Origin of the sequence: Streptomyces sp. NPDC050703 (assembly GCF_040654435.1) — a bacterium.
Taxonomy (GTDB): domain Bacteria; phylum Actinomycetota; class Actinomycetes; order Streptomycetales; family Streptomycetaceae; genus Streptomyces.
The window spans coordinates 1-17,555 of record NZ_JBFAHX010000065.1 but is presented as its reverse complement, the minus strand read 5'-3'; the positions used below and the strand labels follow the sequence as shown (position 1 = coordinate 17,555).

At 70.8% G+C, this 17,555-nt stretch carries 16 protein-coding genes and 5 tRNA genes; 9 read left to right on the top strand and 12 right to left on the bottom strand.

Features of this window, described 5'->3' with window-relative positions:
- Window positions 1–100: 100 nt before the first annotated feature.
- Window positions 101–586 (bottom strand): DUF4188 domain-containing protein, encoded by a 486-nt coding sequence (locus AB0I16_RS33805; protein WP_363253500.1) that lies wholly within the window; start codon window positions 584–586, stop codon window positions 101–103.
- A 106-nt stretch (window positions 587–692) separates the two neighbouring features.
- Between AB0I16_RS33805 and AB0I16_RS33800 the strand changes: the two genes are divergently transcribed.
- Entirely contained in the window at window positions 693–1,367 is a 675-nt protein-coding gene (locus tag AB0I16_RS33800; RefSeq protein ID WP_363253499.1) for a MerR family transcriptional regulator, read from the top strand.
- Between the two features lie 42 nt (window positions 1,368–1,409).
- Here AB0I16_RS33800 and AB0I16_RS33795 read toward each other — a convergent pair.
- The 9 genes from AB0I16_RS33795 to AB0I16_RS33755 all read right to left on the bottom strand — a co-directional run bounded on the left by AB0I16_RS33795 (window position 1,410) and on the right by AB0I16_RS33755 (window position 5,636).
- A tRNA-Glu gene (locus AB0I16_RS33795) sits at window positions 1,410–1,482 on the bottom strand.
- A gap of 55 nt (window positions 1,483–1,537) precedes the next feature.
- Window positions 1,538–1,609: transfer RNA gene (locus tag AB0I16_RS33790), tRNA-Gln, on the bottom strand.
- Window positions 1,610–1,640: 31 nt separating this feature from the next.
- A tRNA-Glu gene (locus AB0I16_RS33785) sits at window positions 1,641–1,713 on the bottom strand.
- A gap of 62 nt (window positions 1,714–1,775) precedes the next feature.
- A tRNA-Glu gene (locus tag AB0I16_RS33780) sits at window positions 1,776–1,848 on the bottom strand.
- Between the two features lie 41 nt (window positions 1,849–1,889).
- Window positions 1,890–1,961 (bottom strand) — tRNA-Gln (locus AB0I16_RS33775).
- An 87-nt stretch (window positions 1,962–2,048) separates the two neighbouring features.
- The gene (locus AB0I16_RS33770) at window positions 2,049–2,777 is read right to left on the bottom strand and encodes an HAD family hydrolase (protein ID WP_363253498.1); all 729 of its coding nucleotides are present in this window, start codon (window positions 2,775–2,777) and stop codon (window positions 2,049–2,051) included.
- An 83-nt stretch (window positions 2,778–2,860) separates the two neighbouring features.
- Window positions 2,861–4,339, bottom strand: a complete 1,479-nt coding sequence (gene gltX / locus AB0I16_RS33765) for a glutamate--tRNA ligase (protein WP_363253497.1) — start codon at window positions 4,337–4,339, stop codon at window positions 2,861–2,863.
- Entirely contained in the window at window positions 4,332–5,129 is a 798-nt protein-coding gene (locus AB0I16_RS33760) for a fumarylacetoacetate hydrolase family protein (RefSeq protein ID WP_062779239.1), read from the bottom strand. Before AB0I16_RS33760 ends, gltX begins: the two co-directional genes overlap by 8 nt.
- Before the next feature lie 312 nt (window positions 5,130–5,441).
- Complete coding sequence (locus AB0I16_RS33755; RefSeq protein WP_363253496.1) at window positions 5,442–5,636, bottom strand: hypothetical protein; 195 nt, start codon at window positions 5,634–5,636, stop codon at window positions 5,442–5,444.
- Window positions 5,637–6,211: 575 nt separating this feature from the next.
- Here AB0I16_RS33755 and AB0I16_RS33750 point away from each other — a divergent pair.
- The 8 genes from AB0I16_RS33750 to AB0I16_RS33715 all read left to right on the top strand — a co-directional run bounded on the left by AB0I16_RS33750 (window position 6,212) and on the right by AB0I16_RS33715 (window position 16,958).
- Window positions 6,212–10,084: a nitrate- and nitrite sensing domain-containing protein gene (locus AB0I16_RS33750; protein ID WP_363253495.1), complete on the top strand. Its 3,873-nt coding sequence runs from the start codon at window positions 6,212–6,214 to the stop codon at window positions 10,082–10,084.
- A gap of 9 nt (window positions 10,085–10,093) precedes the next feature.
- Window positions 10,094–10,507, top strand: a complete 414-nt coding sequence (locus AB0I16_RS33745; protein ID WP_030787430.1) for a roadblock/LC7 domain-containing protein — start codon at window positions 10,094–10,096, stop codon at window positions 10,505–10,507.
- Window positions 10,508–10,655: 148 nt separating this feature from the next.
- Window positions 10,656–11,057 carry a DUF742 domain-containing protein gene (locus tag AB0I16_RS33740; RefSeq protein WP_062779230.1) on the top strand — a complete coding sequence of 134 codons (402 nt, stop codon included), beginning with the start codon at window positions 10,656–10,658 and terminating at the stop codon, window positions 11,055–11,057.
- Entirely contained in the window at window positions 11,038–11,622 is a 585-nt protein-coding gene (locus tag AB0I16_RS33735) for an ATP/GTP-binding protein (protein WP_076684323.1), read from the top strand. The genes AB0I16_RS33740 and AB0I16_RS33735 overlap by 20 nt, the downstream gene beginning before the upstream one ends.
- A 496-nt stretch (window positions 11,623–12,118) precedes the next feature.
- Window positions 12,119–15,283 carry a nitrate- and nitrite sensing domain-containing protein gene (locus AB0I16_RS33730; protein ID WP_363253514.1) on the top strand — a complete coding sequence of 1,055 codons (3,165 nt, stop codon included), beginning with the start codon at window positions 12,119–12,121 and terminating at the stop codon, window positions 15,281–15,283.
- 10 nt (window positions 15,284–15,293) lie between these two features.
- On the top strand, window positions 15,294–15,707 hold the full coding sequence (locus tag AB0I16_RS33725) for a roadblock/LC7 domain-containing protein (RefSeq protein WP_062779227.1): 414 nt from the start codon (window positions 15,294–15,296) through the stop codon (window positions 15,705–15,707).
- A 95-nt stretch (window positions 15,708–15,802) separates the two neighbouring features.
- On the top strand, window positions 15,803–16,393 hold the full coding sequence (locus tag AB0I16_RS33720) for a DUF742 domain-containing protein (RefSeq protein WP_363253494.1): 591 nt from the start codon (window positions 15,803–15,805) through the stop codon (window positions 16,391–16,393).
- The gene (locus AB0I16_RS33715; protein ID WP_030361923.1) at window positions 16,374–16,958 is read left to right on the top strand and encodes an ATP/GTP-binding protein; all 585 of its coding nucleotides are present in this window, start codon (window positions 16,374–16,376) and stop codon (window positions 16,956–16,958) included. The genes AB0I16_RS33720 and AB0I16_RS33715 overlap by 20 nt, the downstream gene beginning before the upstream one ends.
- A gap of 168 nt (window positions 16,959–17,126) precedes the next feature.
- On the opposite strand, the gene AB0I16_RS33710 is transcribed toward AB0I16_RS33715, so the two are convergent.
- Window positions 17,127–17,318: an acyl-CoA carboxylase subunit epsilon gene (locus tag AB0I16_RS33710; protein ID WP_363253493.1), complete on the bottom strand. Its 192-nt coding sequence runs from the start codon at window positions 17,316–17,318 to the stop codon at window positions 17,127–17,129.
- Window positions 17,319–17,354: 36 nt separating this feature from the next.
- On the bottom strand, window positions 17,355–17,555 hold a 201-nt coding region (locus AB0I16_RS33705; RefSeq protein WP_363253492.1), incomplete at its 5' end, for a carboxyl transferase domain-containing protein.

The window sequence follows — 17,555 nt, the reverse complement described above, 5'->3', positions numbered from 1 at the left end:
CACTCGCACACGACAACACCGGAGGGGCCGTCCCAACGCCGCGGCGGCCCCTCCGGTCTTTCTCTTTGCGGGCCCCCCGTTCCCGGGAGGCCCCGGCCCCTCAGACCGTCTTGAGGCGGTCGGCCGCCCGCTCTCCCCTGCGGCCCACCGGGACGACGCCGGTCGCCCCTGCCAGGCCGAAGGCGGGCATGTTCACGTAGACGGCCTCGTGGGAGCCCGCGGGGACGACGAAGGTCTCGTGCCAGAAGCCGACCTTGCCCTTGCCTTCCCTGAGCCGCCGGTTGAAGGCCGACCACGCCGGCCGGTGCGCCTTGTCCGGCGCCGCCGCGTAGGCGAGCAGCTTCTCCTGCGACTCCCAGTACTGCACCACGTACGCCAGGCGCGGTCCGCCGAGCAGCAGCCGGTACCCCAGCATGCCGCTCGACCGGTCCCGGGACAGCTCCTTGAGCATGCGCGGCATCGCCGTGAGGACGGGCCACCAGCTCCGTACGGCGCGGAAGTCGTTGATCCGCATCCCTATGTGGAAGACGACCACGTCTCCTTCCGCCGCCGCGGTCATGCGTCCTTCGATCGGCTTGCCGCTCATGAGAATTCCCCCTTGACAGAGCCCTGGCCGAACATTGGATAGCGTCGCTATCCATGCTTAGATAGTGCCACTCTCCAATCGGGGACGCAAGAGGAGGCACGAATCGATGAGACTGGCGGAGCTGAGCCGGCGCAGCGCGGTCCCCACGGCCACGATCAAGTACTACCTGCGCGAGGGGCTGCTGCCGCCGGGCCGCCGGATCAGCGCGACCCAGGCCGAGTACGACGAGGCGCACCTCCAGCGGCTGCGCCTGGTGCGGGCCCTCGTACAGGTGGGCCGGGTGCCGATCGCGTCGGCGCGCGAGGTGCTCACCGCCCTTGAGGACGACTCCCTGGACCACAGCTCCCGGCTGGGCACGGCGGTCTGGGCCCTGCCGCACGGCCCGGAGCCCGACACCGACGACGCGGTACGGGAGGACGCGCGCCGCACGGTGGACACCCTCCTGGACCGCCTGGGCTGGCGGCACGCCCAGGAGTCCGGGGCCGAGTCCCCCGCCTACCGGATGCTGGTGACCTCCGTGGTCACCCTGGCGCGGCTCGGCTACCCGTGCTCGGCGGACGACCTGGCGCCCTACGCGCGCGCGGGGCGGCAACTGGCCGTGACGGACCTGGACTTGATCGAGCGGTACGAGTCGCCGGACGAGCAGCTTGAGGCGGCGGTGGCGCTGACCGTGCTGTACGAGCCGGTGCTGCTGAGTCTGCGCCGCATCGCGCAGGCGGAGGAGTCGGACGACCGCTACACCCCCTCCGGCTCCGGGGCGGCGGCCCGAGAGCGGGCATGACGAAGGGGCCCTCCCTGACGGGAAGGCCCCTTGCCGTTTCTGTACCCCCGACCGGATTCGAACCGGCGCTACCGCCTTGAGAGGGCGGCGTGCTAGGCCGCTACACAACGGGGGCTCTAGCGATCCTGCGCTGCCACATCACACATGGCGGGCACACGATCAGTACTACGCTGGGCTACCAGGACTCGAACCTAAACTAACGGAACCAGAAACCGTCGTGCTGCCAATTACACCATAGCCCAATGTGGTCTAGACCAGGTCTAGTACCGACAGTACCCCCGACCGGATTCGAACCGGCGCTACCGCCTTGAGAGGGCGGCGTGCTAGGCCGCTACACAACGGGGGCCCTAGCGATCCTGCATCAGTGACAGTGGGTGCGACCCGATCTGTCCCCGCGGGAAGGATCTGTACCCCCGACCGGATTCGAACCGGCGCTACCGCCTTGAGAGGGCGGCGTGCTAGGCCGCTACACAACGGGGGCATTGTGGATGAGATCCACAGGTTGCAGATGAGCTCTGCGAGCTGGCCTACCAGGACTCGAACCTAGACTAACGGAACCAGAAACCGTCGTGCTGCCAATTACACCATAGGCCATCAAAGCGCCACCCCTTGACGGGGTTTTCTTTGACTTGCGCTTCCCGGCCGGACCTTTCGGCCCTCTCGGGCGGCGCAGGAAGAACATTACCCGAAGGTGGACGGCGCTCCAAAACGGGTATCGGTGCGCAGCAGCGCGGGCAGCTCGGAGAGGTCCCTGATGCGGTGCACGCCCGGCGGCCCCCCGCCCGCCGCGCCGCCGCGGTCGAGCCAGATGCCGAGGAGCCCCGCGTCCCTGGCGCCCCTGGCGTCGATCTCCGGCTGGTCGCCGACGTAGGCGATCTCCCCGGGCGCGAGGCCCAGGTGCGTGCAGGCCGCGAGGAAGGCCCCGGCGGCCGGCTTGGAGACGCCGAGGTCGGCGGCGCACAGCACGGCCTCGAACCGGTCGCGCACGCCGAGGACGCGCAGCTTGCGGTCCTGGACCATCAGGGCGGAGTTGGAGAGCACCGCGTGGCGGTAGCCGTCGGCGAGGGCGTCCAGGGCGGGGACGGTGTCGGGGAAGAGCGACCAGGCCGATTCGTAGTGCCCGACGTAGCGCGCGAACCAGGCGTCGACGTCGGGGTCGGCGAGGCCGGGGGCGTCGAGGAAGTCCCGCACCCGGTCGCGCCGCTGCTGCTCGAAGGTGACTCCGCCGGCGCTGAAGCGGGCCCAGTGCAGCTCGGTCAGCTCCTTCCAGCGGGCGAGGGCGAGCCGGGCGGACCCGTACCGCTCCAGGAGGCCCTCGGCGGCGAGGTGGGCGTGCATACCGGTGGCGTCGGCGCGCGCGTAGTCGAAGAGGGTGTCGTCGACGTCCCAGACCACGGCTTTGATCGGCATGCCCCGACCGTATGCGAAGGACCCGGGAGCCGTGGCGGCTTCCGGGTCCTTCGGTTCGTACGCGCGGCCGAGCCGCCCGCCGCTTACGCGGTCAGCTTCGCCAGGGCGGCGTCGACGCGGGCCAGGGCCTTCTCCTTGCCCAGGATCTCCAGGGACTCGAAGAGGGGCAGGCCGACCGTGCGGCCGGTGACGGCGACGCGGACCGGGGCCTGGGCCTTGCCGAGCTTGAGGCCGTGCTCCTCGCCCGCCGCGAGGACGGCGTCCTTGAGGGACTCGGGCGAGCTCCAGTCGGCCGCCTCCAGCTTGGCGCGGGCCGTGCGCAGCAGGGCGTCGGAGCCCTCCTTCATGGCCTTCGTCCAGGACGGCTCGTCGAAGACCGGCTCCGCGCGGAACAGGAAGTCGACGTTGGCCGTGATCTCGGAGAGGACCTTCAGGCGGGTCTGCGCGTGCGGCGCAATGGCCTGCCAGGCGGCCTCGTCGAACTCCTCGGGCGCCCAGTTGGCGTGCGGGGCCCGCAGCCAGGGCTCGCAGGCCTCGGCGAAGGTCTTCACGTCCAGCATGCGGATGTGGTCGGCGTTGATCGCCTCGGCCTTCTTCAGGTCGAAGCGGGCCGGGTTGGCGTTCACGTCCGCGAGGTCGAACTTGCCGACCATCTCCGGGATGGTGAAGACGTCCTGGTCGGCGGAGAACGACCAGCCGAGGAGCGACAGGTAGTTCAGCAGGCCCTCGGGGAGGAAGCCGCGCTCGCGGTAGAGGTTCAGGGACGCCTGCGGGTCACGCTTGGAAAGCTTCTTGTTGCCCTCGCCCATGACGTACGGCAGGTGGCCGAACTCGGGGATCGTCTTCGCGATGCCCAGCTCGATCAGCGCCTTGTAGAGGGCGATCTGCCGGGGGGTGGAGGAGAGCAGGTCCTCGCCGCGCAGGACATGGGTGATCTCCATCAGGGCGTCGTCGACCGGGTTGACCAGCGTGTACAGCGGGGCGCCGTTGGCACGCACGATGCCGTAGTCGGTGACGTTCTCGGCCTGGACGGTGATCTCGCCGCGGACCAGGTCGGTGAAGGTGGTGGCCTCGTCGGGCATCCGGAAGCGGACGATGTGGCTGCGTCCCTCGGCCTCGTACGCCTGCTTCTGCTCGTCGGTGAGGTCGCGGCAGTGGCCGTCGTAGCCGGACGGCTTGCCGGCGGCGCGGGCGGCCTCGCGGCGGGCGTCGAGCTCCTCGGTGGTGCAGTAGCACGGGTAGGCGTAGCCGCCGTCGAGGAGCTTGTCGGCCACGTCCTTGTAGACGTCCATGCGCTGCGACTGGCGGTAGGGCGCGTGGGGGCCGCCGACCTCGGGGCCCTCGTCCCAGTCGAAGCCCAGCCAGCGCATCGAGTCCAGGAGCTGCTCGTACGACTCCTCCGAGTCGCGCGCCGCGTCGGTGTCCTCGATGCGGAAGACCAGGGTGCCCTCGTTGTGCCGGGCGTAGGCCCAGTTGAACAGGGCGGTGCGGACCAGGCCCACGTGGGGGTTGCCGGTCGGCGAGGGACAGAAACGTACGCGTACGGGGGTCGCGTTAGCCACGCTTGATCACCTTGTTGGTGAGAGTGCCGATGCCTTCGATGGTGACGGCGACCTCGTCGCCGACGTTGAGGGGGCCGACCCCTGCCGGGGTGCCCGTGAGGATGACGTCGCCGGGGAGCAGCGTCATGGCCTCGGAGATGTTGACGATCAGATCCTCGATGGAGTGGATCATCTCGCTGGTGCGGCCGAGCTGCCGCTGCCGGCCGTTGACCGTGCACTGGACCGTGAGGTCGCTCGCGGCGGCCAGGTCGAGCCCGGTCTCCACCCAGGGGCCGAGCGGGCACGCGCTGTCGAAGCCCTTGGCGCGGGCCCACTGCTTCTCGCGGCGCTGCACGTCGCGTGCGGTGACGTCGTTCGCGCAGGTGTAGCCGAAGATCACGTCCTTGACCCGCTCGCGCGGGACCTCGCGGCACATGCGGCCGATGACCACGGCCAGCTCGGCCTCGTGGTGCAGCTCCTCGGAGAACGAGGGGTACGTGATGGCGTCGCCGGAGCCGACCAGCGAGGTGGACGGCTTGAGGAAGGCGAAGGGCGCGTCCGGCACTTCGTTGCCGAGCTCCGCCGCGTGCTCCGCGTAGTTGCGGCCGTAGGCCACGATCTTGTTCGGGAGCACCGGCGGCAGCAGGCGGACCTTGCTCAGCGGGACCTTGGTGCCGGACAGCTCGAAGTCGGCGTACGGGATGCCCTTGATGATGTCGAGGACGAGCTCGCCCTCCTTGCCGGGGGCGCTCTCCCCCTCGACCGCGCCGTAACCGACATTGCCGTCGATGGAGAACCTGGCGATGCGCACGCTCTAGCCTCTTGAGGTGGGTGAAGTCTGACGACCCAGGCTAACGCGGTGGCCTGCGGCCCGCTGACGACTTGTCCCCGGGGTGCCGCCGGGCTTCGCCCTGGTGCGCCGGGCTCCGCCCTGGTGCCGCATGGCCGCCCCTTGGCTTCCCGGCCGCGCCCCGGGGCTTCGTCGCTGCGTGTCGCCGCTTCGCGGCTCGTCCTCAAACGCCGGACGGGCTGGGACACCGGCCCCCCCGGCTTATCCGCGACCACCGGGCGAGCTGGGAGTTGCTGCCGTCCCGCGGCTCGCCCTCGGCCGCCGGGCGGGGGCTCAGGCGGCCGTCGGGGTCTCCGGGGCGACCATCAGGATCGTGCGCTTCGGGTTGGCCGTCTGGGCCGGCAGTTCGACTGCGTGCTGCGGCTGCTCCGGCGCCGCCTGGACGCCCTCGGCGTCCTTGAGGTGCGCGAGCGTGGTGCGGCGCGGGTTGGCTATGTTTCGGAACATCGTCGAGTGCACAGTCTTCATCTGCTGTTCGGCCCTTGTCGGTTGAGGCGCCTCGTGACGGACGCGGGTTGTCGGATTCGCCATCCCTGTAAAGCGTCAGGCTAAACATCCAATTCCCGGCCAAAGTCCGGAAGACGCCATGATCTTCATGTGAGTTTGCTCACGACGGAGCAGGCAAAACGGTCAATTCGCACTCACCGACACCCCCTCGGAAACGGACATTGCGCCACTGAAGGCATCATTCCGCTCCTGATCATGAAGACTGGGACACCCCCTCCCCGTAGTGGCTACGGCATGAAAGGTCCGTTTTCTTCTAGATCACTTTCTACGTCTCGTGACCCTCCACTCACGCCGCGTCACCCCCGTGCGGGCGCGGCACACGGGCCTTGTTGGAGATCCTGCACTGTGCTGGAATTCCCGGGACCGCCGCGGGATCGAAACCGGCGCGCAGGGGCGCAACGCAGCGCCGAGTGGCGGCGGGAGGGGGAAGCAGCGCCGGTCACTCACGACCACCCATGGGGCGTCTCACGCCCCACGACGCCGACACCGTCCCGCCGTCATGCGGCAGGACGCCTGGTCCAGAGGTTGCGACGCTAGTGCAGGGACGTTTCAAGAGGGATGGCAAGGGGTCTCCCCAGGCCGGCCGAGGGGAAGCCGCGGCGGAGCCGGAGCGCGGCGGCAACGACCGCGGCTCCTCGCCCCAGCACGCCCAGAACCCCGGCCAGGGCCTGCCAGGCGACGGCGGCCAGGGAGCCGCGCGCCAGGGCGTGACGGGCAGCGGTCCGGCGGCTCCCCCCGCCAAGGACACCAAGGGCAAGGGCCCGTCCGGCGCCAAGGCGCCCAGCGGCCCCGGCTCGCGCATGGCCCTGCGCAACTGGCGCATCTCCACCCGCCTGGTCTCGCTGCTCGCGCTCCCCGTGATCACCGCGACCACGCTGGGCGGGCTCCGCATCAACTCGTCCCTGGACGAGATCCAGCAGCTCGACAACATGAAGCTGCTGACCGACATGACCAAGCAGGCGACCGCGCTCGCCGTGGCGCTCCAGGAGGAGCGCGACAAGTCCGCGGGCCCCCTCGCCCACGGCGCGAACGCCTCGGACTACACGGTCAAGGGCGCCCGCGAGAAGACCGACCGGGTCTACCGGGAGTTCCTGCGCGGCACCCAGAACCTGAACGACTCCGACGGCGAGAACGGCCTCCTCGGCGTCCGCCACAGCGCCGTCCAGATCACCCAGCAGCTCCAGGGCATCAACGACGTCCGCAAGAAGGCCTACAAGGACGAGAAGTCGACCTCGCAGACGGTCGAGGCCTACAGCCAGCTCGTCGAGCAGCTCCTCGCGCTGTCGCAGGACATGGCGCAGGCCACGTCCAACCCCGAGATGATCCAGCGCACCCGCGCCCTGGCCGCGTTCTCCTCGGCCAAGGAGTACGCGTCGGTGCAGCGCGCGATCATCGCCGCCGCGCTGCCCGCGAACGACAGCGAATACGGCAAGATGTCCGAGACGGACCGCACCTTCGGCCTCAGCGCCAACACGAAGGAGCGCTCGGAGCTGGTCTCGTTCAGCAAGATCTACGCCGGCAACCCCGACGAGCTGACGAAGCCCATCGACGGCGGCAACGTCGCCATCAAGGAAGCCAACGAGTACGCCAAGCGCGTGCTCGAACAAGAGGGCGGCATCAAGCTCCAGGACAAGCGGTCCTACAAGGACTGGATCGACGCCGACACCACCAAGATCGACGCGATGGGCAAGATCGAGCTCACGCTGCTCAACGAGATGGAGCAGAAGGCCCGCGAGCTGCGCAACGAGTCGGAGCAGTCGGCCATCCTCAACGGTGCGCTGATCCTGCTCGTGCTCGGCGTGTCGCTCGTCGGCGCCTTCGTCGTCGCCCGGTCCATGATCCGCTCGCTGCGCCGCCTCCAGGACACCGCCACCAAGGTCGCCCAGGACCGCCTGCCCGAGCTGGTCAAGCAGCTCTCCGAGTCCGACCCGCAGGACGTCGACACCTCCGTCGAGTCGGTCGGTGTGCACTCCAGGGACGAGATCGGCCAGGTGGCCGCGGCCTTCGACGACGTGCACCGCGAGGCCGTCCGCCTCGCCGCCGAGCAGGCCCTCCTCCGGGGCAACGTCAACGCGATGTTCACCAACCTCTCGCGGCGTTCCCAGGGCCTCATCCAGCGCCAGCTCTCGCTCATCTCCGAGCTGGAGTCGCGCGAGGCCGACCCCGACCAGCTCTCCTCGCTGTTCAAGCTCGACCACCTCGCGACCCGCATGCGCCGTAACGGCGAGAACCTCCTCGTCCTCGCCGGTGAGGAGCCGGGCCGCCGCTGGACGCGGCCCGTCCCGCTCGTCGACGTGCTGCGTGCCGCCGCGTCCGAGGTGGAGCAGTACGAGCGCATCGAGCTGTCCGCGGTGCCCTCGACCGAGGTCGCCGGACGCGTCGTCAACGACCTCGTGCACCTCCTCGCCGAGCTGCTCGAGAACGCGACGTCGTTCTCCTCGCCGCAGACCAAGGTGAAGGTCACCGGTCACGCGCTGCCCGACGGCCGCGTGCTCATCGAGATCCACGACACCGGTATCGGCCTCTCCCCCGAGGACCTCGCCGCGATCAACGAGCGGCTCGCGTCGCCGCCGACCGTGGACGTCTCCGTCTCCCGCCGCATGGGCCTCTTCGTGGTCGGCCGCCTCTCGCAGCGCCACGGCATCCGCATCCAGCTCCGCCCCTCCGACTCCGGTGGTACGACCGCGCTGGTCATGCTGCCCGTCGACGTCGCCCAGGGCGGCAAGAAGATGCCGGGCAAGCCCGGTGGCCCCGGCCCGACGGGTGGCCCCGCCGCCGCCCAGGCCGCGGCCGGTGCCGCCGCCGCGCGCCGCGGTGTCGGCGCGGGCAACGCGAACCCCGCGCTCGGCCAGGGCCCAGGACCCGTCGGCGGTCCGGGCCGCGGCGGCCCCGCGCTCAGCGGTGGTCCCGGCGGCCCCGGCGGCCCCGGTGCGGGTGCGCCCGGCCGCCAGGGTGCCGGTGCCGGTGGTCCGCGGCAGCAGGTCGCGGGGGGTTCCGGCCCGCGGGCCGCGCTGCCCTCCAGGGACGCCGGCCAGCAGCAGCGTCCGGCGGGGGCTCCCGCGGGACGGCAGCCGCAGGCGCCGCAGGGCGGCCGTGGCGGAGCACCGCAGCCGCCGGTCCCCCAGCAGCGTACGAACGCCATGGACCCGCAGGGCGACGCCGGCGACCAGGGGCGCCGGCCGCAGCTGCCGCCCCGTGGCAGCGGCCCCCGTGCCGAGCTGCCCGGCGGCAACCCGCAGCCCCGCGTGCCCAGCTGGAGCGACGAGAACGCGCAGCCGCAGAGGGCGCGCGAGCCCTTCGACACCCCGCGCGGTCACGAGGAGCACGAGGCGACCGGGCAGTACCCGCAGCCCGCGCTGCCCGCCGACGACCGGCAGGGCCCCGGCTCGACCGCCGAGTTCGCCCGCCCCGACTTCGACGCGCCGCCGCCCGGTCCCCAGGCGCCGCAGGACGCCGACGCCACGGGCCAGTTCGTCCGCTCGGACGTCTTCGGCAACCCCGGTGACGCCCGGCAGGCCCCGCAGCAGCCGCAGGACCAGGGCAACGGCCCCGCCCGGCGCGGCAACCGGGAGATGCCCGACTACACCGTGCCGCGCCCGCCCGCGCCCCGCCGGGGCCAGGGCGAGCCGCAGCAGGGCTTCCCCCAGCAGCCGCAGCAGCACCAGCCGCCGCAGCACCAGGACCAGCCGCAGCAGCAGGACCCGCAGAACCGGCAGCCGCACCAGAACCACCAGCAGCAGCAGCACGGTCTGCCCTCGGAGCTGGAGGCGCCCCTGCCTCCCGACGCCGGTCTCGGTGACGGACCCACTCCGCTGTACGACACGCTGGAGACCAACTGGTTCCAGCAGCAACAGCAGAGCCGTCAGGCCGCGCAGGAGCCGCAGCGGGCCCACGGGCAGGAGCCGCGGCACGACCAGCAGCACGGCCGGCGCCCGGAGCCGCAGCGGAGCCCGCAGCAGAACCGGCAGGCCCCCGAAGCGGCGCCCGAGCAGGCCCAGCAGCCCCAGCGGCCGCTGCCCTCCCGTCCGCTGCCCTCGCGCCCGATGGGCCAGGAGCCGGCCCCGGCACTGACCCCCGAGGCGGGCAGCGGCAACGGCGTGGGAGCCGGCGCCGCCTCCAACTGGCGCACCTCTCCCAACGACGAACTGGGCCGCCAGGCCGAGCGCGTCCGGCAGCCCACCGCGGGCGGCGTCACCACCTCCGGTCTGCCGCGCCGCGTCCCGCGGGCCAACCTGGTCGCGGGCACGGCCCAGCAGCAGCAGGACAGCACAGGTCCGCAGGTCTCGCGTGCCCCCGAAGAGGTACGTGGCCGGCTGACGAATCTCCGTCGGGGCATCCAGCAGGGTCGCCAGGCCGGCACCGGCCAGACCGGCAGTTTCCCTCGCCCCACTCACCAGCAGGAGCGTTAGTTGAGTCCGATGAGCCAGGCGGCACAGAATCTGAACTGGTTGATCACCAACTTCGTGGACAACACCCCCGGGGTGTCCCACACGGTCGTGGTCTCCGCCGACGGCCTCCTTCTGGCCATGTCCGAAGGGTTCCCGCGGGACCGCGCCGACCAGCTCGCCGCGGTCGCCTCCGGCCTGACCTCCCTCACGGCCGGGGCCTCCCGGATCTTCGAGGGCGGCACCGTCACGCAGACCGTGGTGGAGATGGAGCGGGGGTTCCTCTTCATCATGTCGGTCTCCGACGGCTCCTCCCTCGCCGTGCTCGCCCACCCCGAGTGCGACATCGGCCTCGTCGGCTACGAGATGGCGCTGCTCGTGGACCGGGCGGGCGCCGTCCTCACCCCGGACCTCCGCGCCGAGCTGCAGGGGAGCCTGCTCCACTAGCCCGCAGCAGCCCGGTACGCACGAAGCATTGCCCCTTCGGCCGCCCCACCGACCGAACGAACTGACCAACCGTCCGGCCGCCACACTGCCCCCACCGGCTCTGTCAGACGGCACACGCAGATGACCTGCTGTCCCGCCCGGAGGATCCATGACCCCGCCCACCGCCTCTCACAACCCGTACGGCGATGCCTCGTACGGAATGGAAGGCGACCAGCCGCTGGTGCGTCCCTATGCGATGACCGGCGGCCGGACCCGGCCGCGCTACCAGCTCGCCATAGAGGCGCTGGTGAGCACCACGGCCGACCCGGCGCAGCTGATGGGGCTGCTCCCCGAGCACCAGCGGATCTGCCACCTCTGCCGTGAGGTCAAGTCGGTGGCCGAGGTCTCCGCGCTCCTTTCGATGCCGCTCGGCGTCGCCCGGATTCTGGTGGCGGACCTGGCGGAGGCCGGACTTGTCGCCATCCACCAGCCCGGCGGCGACGAGTCCGCCGGCGGCCAGCCTGACGTGACACTGCTCGAAAGGGTGCTCAGTGGACTTCGCAAGCTCTAACGGCTCGGACTCAGGCCGTTCCACCACTTCTGCCAAGATCGTGGTGGCGGGCGGCTTCGGCGTGGGCAAGACCACGTTCGTGGGGGCCGTCTCGGAGATCAACCCGCTGCGCACCGAGGCCGTCATGACGTCCGCGTCCGCGGGCATCGACGACCTCACCCACACCGGGGACAAGACCACCACGACGGTGGCCATGGACTTCGGCCGCATCACCCTGGACCAGGACCTGATCCTGTACCTCTTCGGTACGCCCGGTCAGGACCGCTTCTGGTTCATGTGGGACGACCTGGTCCGCGGCGCCATCGGCGCGGTCGTCCTCGTCGACACCCGCCGCCTCGCCGACTGCTTCCCCGCGGTCGACTACTTCGAGAACTCGGGCCTCCCCTTCGTGATCGCCCTCAACGGATTCGACGGCCACCAGCCGTACACCCCGGAAGAGGTGCGCGAAGCACTCCAGATCGGGCCGGGCACGCCGATCATCACGACGGACGCCCGACACCGTGCAGACGCAAAGAGCGGTCTGATCACGCTGGTCGAACACGCACTTATGGCACGACTCAAGTAGGTTGGTCTTATACGGTAGTTGCCGTAGACAACGCGGAGGCGCCTGTGTCCTTTGACACGAGTGCACGCCGTGTTCATAACGTTTCGACAGAGAATTGCCAGGTGGCCGCCACGCGACGCGGTCACCTGGTTTCGCTGCGCGCACGAGAGCCCCGCCTTTTGGCGGGGCTCGCTCTTTATGACCGATTTATCTGAGGCTTACACCACTCGGAGGTTCCGCTTCCCGGTGTTTGGTCCAGCAGCGTCTGACGTGCTGGAATGCGCTGAACTGCCCAGTAGCACGGGCCTTGGAGACGACAGCGGCACGACACGAGTGGTGCCGCCGCCGAGAGGTTGTTGGTCGAGTGAGGCGAAGCAAGACGAGCCCCGCGGCACCCCCCACGGGAACACCGGGGGACGCGCGGGGCAACTTCACCCCGCCGCCGCGCACAGCGGCGTCCCCCGTTGACGTGACCGCCACATCCGGCAACGAGCCCCCGGCTCCCTCCGGCGGGCGGATGTCCCCGCGCAACTGGCGTGTGCCCACGAGACTGAACGCGATCCTGCTCATACCCGTGCTCGTCGGCCTCGTCATGGGCGGCTTCCAGGTGAAGGGCTCGATCGACACCTGGAGCGAGGCCCAGGACGCCGAGAACACCGCCCGCCTGGTGCGGGCCTCCCTCGACTACGGCAACCGGCTCATCGAGGAGCGCGACCTCACCGCGGCTCCGCTGCTGAGCGGCAAGCGGAACGACCCGGCCGTCGTCAAGGCCCGCAAGGCCACCGACGAGGCCGCCGCCGCGTTCAAGGCGGCCACCGAGAAGATGCCGGACAAGGAGGGGCTGAACCGCCGCCTCGCCGGCTTCCGCAAGGTCGAGCCCCACCTCGCCCCGCTCCGCCAGAACGCGTACACCACCAAGCTCAGCGGCGTGAAGACCGAAGAGGGCTACGTCGCCATCCAGCACCCCCTGATGGAGTTCGCCAACGAACTCGGCCTGGGCACCGGCAACATCACCAGCTACGGCCGCACCGTCTACGCGATCTCCCTCTCCAAGGCCGCGCTCTCGCTCCAGCGGTCCATCGGCACGCACCTCCTGGTCGAGCCCGGCCCCGGCAACGGCTCCCTGGCCCTCCAGCGCACCTCTCTCGCCTCGTACGCCTACCTCGAACGCATCGCCATCGAGGAGTACACCGGCGGCGGCACCCCCGAGGACGTCGCCAAGCTGGAGCAGATGGAGAAGGACCTGACGGCCGCGGGCGAGAAGCAGGCCAAGGAGGCCGCCGCCGACGCCAAGACCCAGGACAAGACCTTCGTCCCGCCGCCCTCGCAGGAGAAGATGGTCTCGGCCATCGCGGGCCTGGAGAGCACCCAGCCGAGCGCGCGCGCCGCGCTGGCCGGCAAGGGCATCACCCGCGAGGGCTGGTGGGCGACCACCACCGCCAAGTTCGACGCCTACCGCACCATCGAGTCGGACCTCGCCGACAAGGCCGTGGACGAGGCGTCCGACATCGCCGCCGACGCCCAGCGCAACGCGTACATCACCGGCGCCATCGTGGTCCTCGCGTTGCTCGCCGCCTTCATCCTGGCCGGGCTCATGGCCCGCCAGATGTCCACGGCGATGCGGCGTCTGCGCACCGCGGCCTTCGGCATCGCCGAGCAGCGCCTGCCGATGCTGGTCGACCAGCTCTCGCGCACCGACCCGGGCCGCGTCGACACCCGGGTGGAGCCCATCCCGATCAACTCCACGGACGAGATCGGCGAGGTCGCCCGCGCCTTCGACCAGGTGCACCGCGAGGCCGTGCGGCTCGCCGCCGAGCAGGCACTGCTCCGGGGCAACATCAACGCGATCTTCACCAACCTCTCGCGCCGCAACCAGTCGCTGATCGAGGGCCAGCTGACCCTCATCACCGACCTGGAGAACAACGAGGCCGACCCGGACCAGCTGGAGTCGCTCTTCCGCCTGGACCACCTGGCGACCCGTATGCGCCGCAACGGCGAGAACCTCCTCGTCCTCTCCGGCGAGGAGCCGGGCCGCCGCTGGGACCAGCCGGTCCCGCTGGTCGACGTCCTGCGCGCCGCCTCGTCCGAGGTGGAGCAGTACGAGCGCATCGAGCTCTCCGGGGTGCCGGAGGCCGAGATCCACGGCCTCGCCGTGACCGACCTCGTGCACCTGCTCGCCGAGCTCCTGGAGAACGCCACCACGTTCTCCTCGCCGCAGACCAAGGTCCGGGTGACCGCGACCCGGCTGCCCGACGGCCGCATCATGGTCGAGATCCACGACAAGGGCATCGGCCTCACCGCCGAGGACTTCGCGGACATCAACCACAAGCTGGCCAACCCGCCGACCGTGGACGCCGCGATCTCGCAGCGCATGGGCCTGTTCGTGGTCGGGCGGCTCGCCGACCGGCACGGCATCCGCGTCCAGCTCCGCCCCTCGGGCGAGCAGGCGGGCACGACCTCGCTCGTCATGCTGCCGGACCCGATCACGCACGGTGGCGGTGGCGAGCAGCAGGGCCAGGACGAGTTCACCGTCTCGCAGATCATCCCTGAGCAGCAGACCCTTGAGGCCGAGCCGATACGCACGGCCGCCGAGCTGGGCTTCGACGACAGCCGGTACCACGGTGGCCAGGAGGCCCAGCCGCAGCTCGACCCCGTCGGCCGCTCCCTGATGCGCGAGGAGCGCAGGGCCGCCCTCGAAGCGCAGGCCCAGCAGCCGGGCGGCGACCGCCCGCTCTTCCGCGACGAGGTCGAACCGCGCCCCCGGCAGGGCGGCTACGACCAGCAGGCGCCCGCCTACGACCAGCAGGGCCCGTACGAGCAGCAGCCTTCGTACGACCAGCAGGCCGGGTACGACCAGCAGGCCGGCTTCGACCAGCAGAGCGGCTTCGACCAGCAGGGCGGGTACGACCAGACCGCTCCCGCGTACGAGGGGCAGAACGCCGGCTTCGACCAGCAGGCGCCCTCCTACGACCAGCAGCAGCCCGGGTACGACCAGCAGGGCGGCTTCGGCCAGGGCCAGGACCAGCAGGGTTACGGGAACGAGCAGTACTTCCCCGGCCAGGACGGCTACCAGGACGGTTACCAGAACGGCCGGCAGGACGTGCCGGTCAGCTATCCGGAGCGGTCCCAGCAGGACGACTGGCCCACCGGCGACGGCCACCAGGGCGGGTACCAGAACGAGTACGCCCAGGAACCGGAATCTGTCCGGGCCGACCCCGCGGACGAGGCGGAACGCGTAGGCTTCGACCGTCCCGGTCCGGTCCCGTCCACCGTCCACGAAATGACCGACGCGGGCCTCCCGCGCCGCGGTTCGGCCGGCTCGGGCGGCAACGGAAGCGCCCCCGCCGGTTCACCGCGGACATCCGACACCGAGGGCGACTCCGGCAGCGACACCTGGCGTTCGTCCAACGACGAGCGCTGGCAGCGGGCCGAGCGCCTCAAGGAGCCGAAGGCGGGCGGGGTCACCTCGTCCGGGCTCCCGCGGCGGGTTCCCAAGGCCAATCTGGTCGAGGGCACCGCCGAGCAGACCCCCCAGGGAGGCCCCCAGGTCTCCCGCGACCCCGAGGACGTTCGGGGCCGGCTGAGCAATCTCCGCCGGGGCGTCCAGCGCGGACGCACCGTGAGCAGTGACACGAACGGCCAGGGCTTCAGCCCTGACAGCACCTACAACCAGGAGCGTTAGTGTGAGCCCGATGAGCCAGGCGGCGCAGAACCTGAACTGGTTGATCACCAACTTCGTGGACAACACCCCCGGGGTGTCCCACACGGTGGTGGTCTCCGCCGACGGACTCCTTCTGGCGATGTCCGAAGGCTTCCCCCGCGACCGTGCCGACCAGCTCGCGGCCGTCGCGTCGGGTCTGACCTCCCTCACGGCCGGGGCCTCCCGGATCTTCGAGGGCGGTGCGGTGACCCAGACCGTTGTGGAGATGGAGCGAGGATTTCTCTTCATCATGTCCATTTCCGACGGTTCTTCCCTCGCAGTTCTCGCCCACCCCGATGCGGACATCGGCCTCGTCGGGTACGAAATGGCACTTCTCGTCGATCGTGCGGGCACTGTTCTCACACCGGACCTGCGCGCGGAGCTCCAGGGGAGCCTTCTCAACTAACAGACAAGCGGTGCGTTTTCGCGTCCCGTGCCCGTAAGGTTTCGGGACGCGGCTCCACAGTGATGGTGCCCGGCACAGTCGGAGGAGGAAGCAACGTGGCAACACCCCCAGACGGTCCGTCATCGGCGAACTGGTCCCCTGGTCATGGTCAGGGCGGCCAGTACGACGGCGGGGCCAACCGGTACGACTTCCCCTCCGCGCCGCGCCACCGCCGGCAGCCGTACGCGCAGCCCCAGCAGCCGGGGCCGCGCCCGTACGACCAGGGTGCGCCGGGCCGCGCGCCCCGCATCCAGCCGGTACAGCCGCAGCGGCGCGCCCCCGCACCGGCGCCCGCCGGGTCGGCGAACAACCCCCTGGTCCGCCCGTACGCCATGACGGGCGGCCGCACCAGGCCCCGCTACCAGCTCGCCATCGAGGCGCTGGTGCACACCACCGCGCAACCGCACCAGCTCCAGGGCCAGTTGCCCGAGCACCAGCGGATCTGCAACCTGTGCCACGAGATCAAGTCGGTTGCCGAGATCTCGGCACTGCTCACCATCCCCCTCGGCGTCGCCCGAATCCTCGTAGCCGACCTGGCGGAGGCCGGACTCGTCGCCATCCACCAGCCCGGCGGCGACGAGTCCGCCGGCGGCCAGCCAGACGTGACACTGCTCGAAAGGGTGCTCAGTGGACTTCGCAAGCTCTAGCGGCGGAGCAACAGCCCGCTCCACCACCAGCGCGAAAATCGTGGTGGCGGGCGGCTTCGGCGTGGGCAAGACCACGTTCGTCGGGGCGGTCTCTGAGATCAACCCGCTGCGCACCGAGGCCGTCATGACGTCCGCGTCCGCGGGCATCGACGACCTCACCCACACCGGGGACAAGACGACGACCACCGTCGCCATGGACTTCGGCCGCATCACCCTGGACCAGGACCTGATCCTGTACCTCTTCGGTACGCCGGGCCAGGACCGCTTCTGGTTCATGTGGGACGACCTGGTCCGCGGCGCCATCGGCGCGGTCGTCCTCGTCGACACCCGCCGCCTCGCCGACTGCTTCCCCGCGGTCGACTACTTCGAGAACTCGGGCCTCCCCTTCGTGATCGCCCTCAACGGCTTCGACGGCCACCAGCCGTATACCCCCGACGAGGTCCGCGAAGCACTCCAGATCGGCCCGGACACCCCCATCATCACGACGGACGCCCGCCATCGCGCGGACGCCAAGAGCGCGCTGATCACCTTGGTCGAACACGCGCTGATGGCCCGGCTCCGCTGACGTACGCTCTCTTTCCCGTACGCGGACAGGGCCCGCACGCCTCGGCGTGCGGGCCCTGTCCGTTCACCGTACGCGGGGCCGCCGCCCACGCCGTGCGGACGAGGAAGCGGCAACGACGAACGCCGGACGGCTCCGAGAGGAGCCGTCCGGCGTTCGTGGGGTCGAAGGTCAGCCCTGCCAGCTGTGGGGGGCGCGGAAGCCCGGGGTGCGCTCCAGGCGGCGCCAGCCGGCCTTGTCGCGGCCTCGGCGCGGAGCCGGGGCGGGCTGGGCGGCGGCGCGGGCCAGCAGGATCGCGGTGATGGCCGCGACCTCTTCGGGCTCGGCGTGGCCCTTTTCCACTCGGATGTCGGGGGGAGTCATCTGCGGCGTTCTCCTTGTGGGTACTGCGGCGCGGGACTACTGCGGCGGGTTGCCGTGCTTGCGCGAGGGCAGGTCGGCGTGCTTGTTGCGGAGCATGGCCAGGGAGCTGATCAGGACCTCGCGGGTCTCCGCCGGGTCGATGACGTCGTCGACCAGGCCGCGTTCCGCCGCGTAGTACGGGTGCATCAGCTCGGTCTTGTACTCCTTGACCATGCGGGCGCGCATGGCCTCGGGGTC

Bases quoted from the DNA above. Each gene is read 5' to 3' on its own strand.
- AB0I16_RS33805 (WP_363253500.1), bottom strand. From the start codon at position 586: ATGAGCGGCAAGCCGATCGAAGGACGCATGACCGCGGCGGCGGAAGGA.
- AB0I16_RS33800 (WP_363253499.1), top strand. From the start codon at position 693: ATGAGACTGGCGGAGCTGAGCCGGCGCAGCGCGGTCCCCACGGCCACG.
- AB0I16_RS33770 (WP_363253498.1), bottom strand. From the start codon at position 2,777: ATGCCGATCAAAGCCGTGGTCTGGGACGTCGACGACACCCTCTTCGAC.
- AB0I16_RS33755 (WP_363253496.1), bottom strand. From the start codon at position 5,636: ATGAAGACTGTGCACTCGACGATGTTCCGAAACATAGCCAACCCGCGC.
- AB0I16_RS33745 (WP_030787430.1), top strand. From the start codon at position 10,094: ATGAGCCAGGCGGCACAGAATCTGAACTGGTTGATCACCAACTTCGTG.
- AB0I16_RS33740 (WP_062779230.1), top strand. From the start codon at position 10,656: ATGACCCCGCCCACCGCCTCTCACAACCCGTACGGCGATGCCTCGTAC.
- AB0I16_RS33730 (WP_363253514.1), top strand. From the start codon at position 12,119: ATGTCCCCGCGCAACTGGCGTGTGCCCACGAGACTGAACGCGATCCTG.
- AB0I16_RS33725 (WP_062779227.1), top strand. From the start codon at position 15,294: ATGAGCCAGGCGGCGCAGAACCTGAACTGGTTGATCACCAACTTCGTG.
- AB0I16_RS33710 (WP_363253493.1), bottom strand. From the start codon at position 17,318: ATGACTCCCCCCGACATCCGAGTGGAAAAGGGCCACGCCGAGCCCGAA.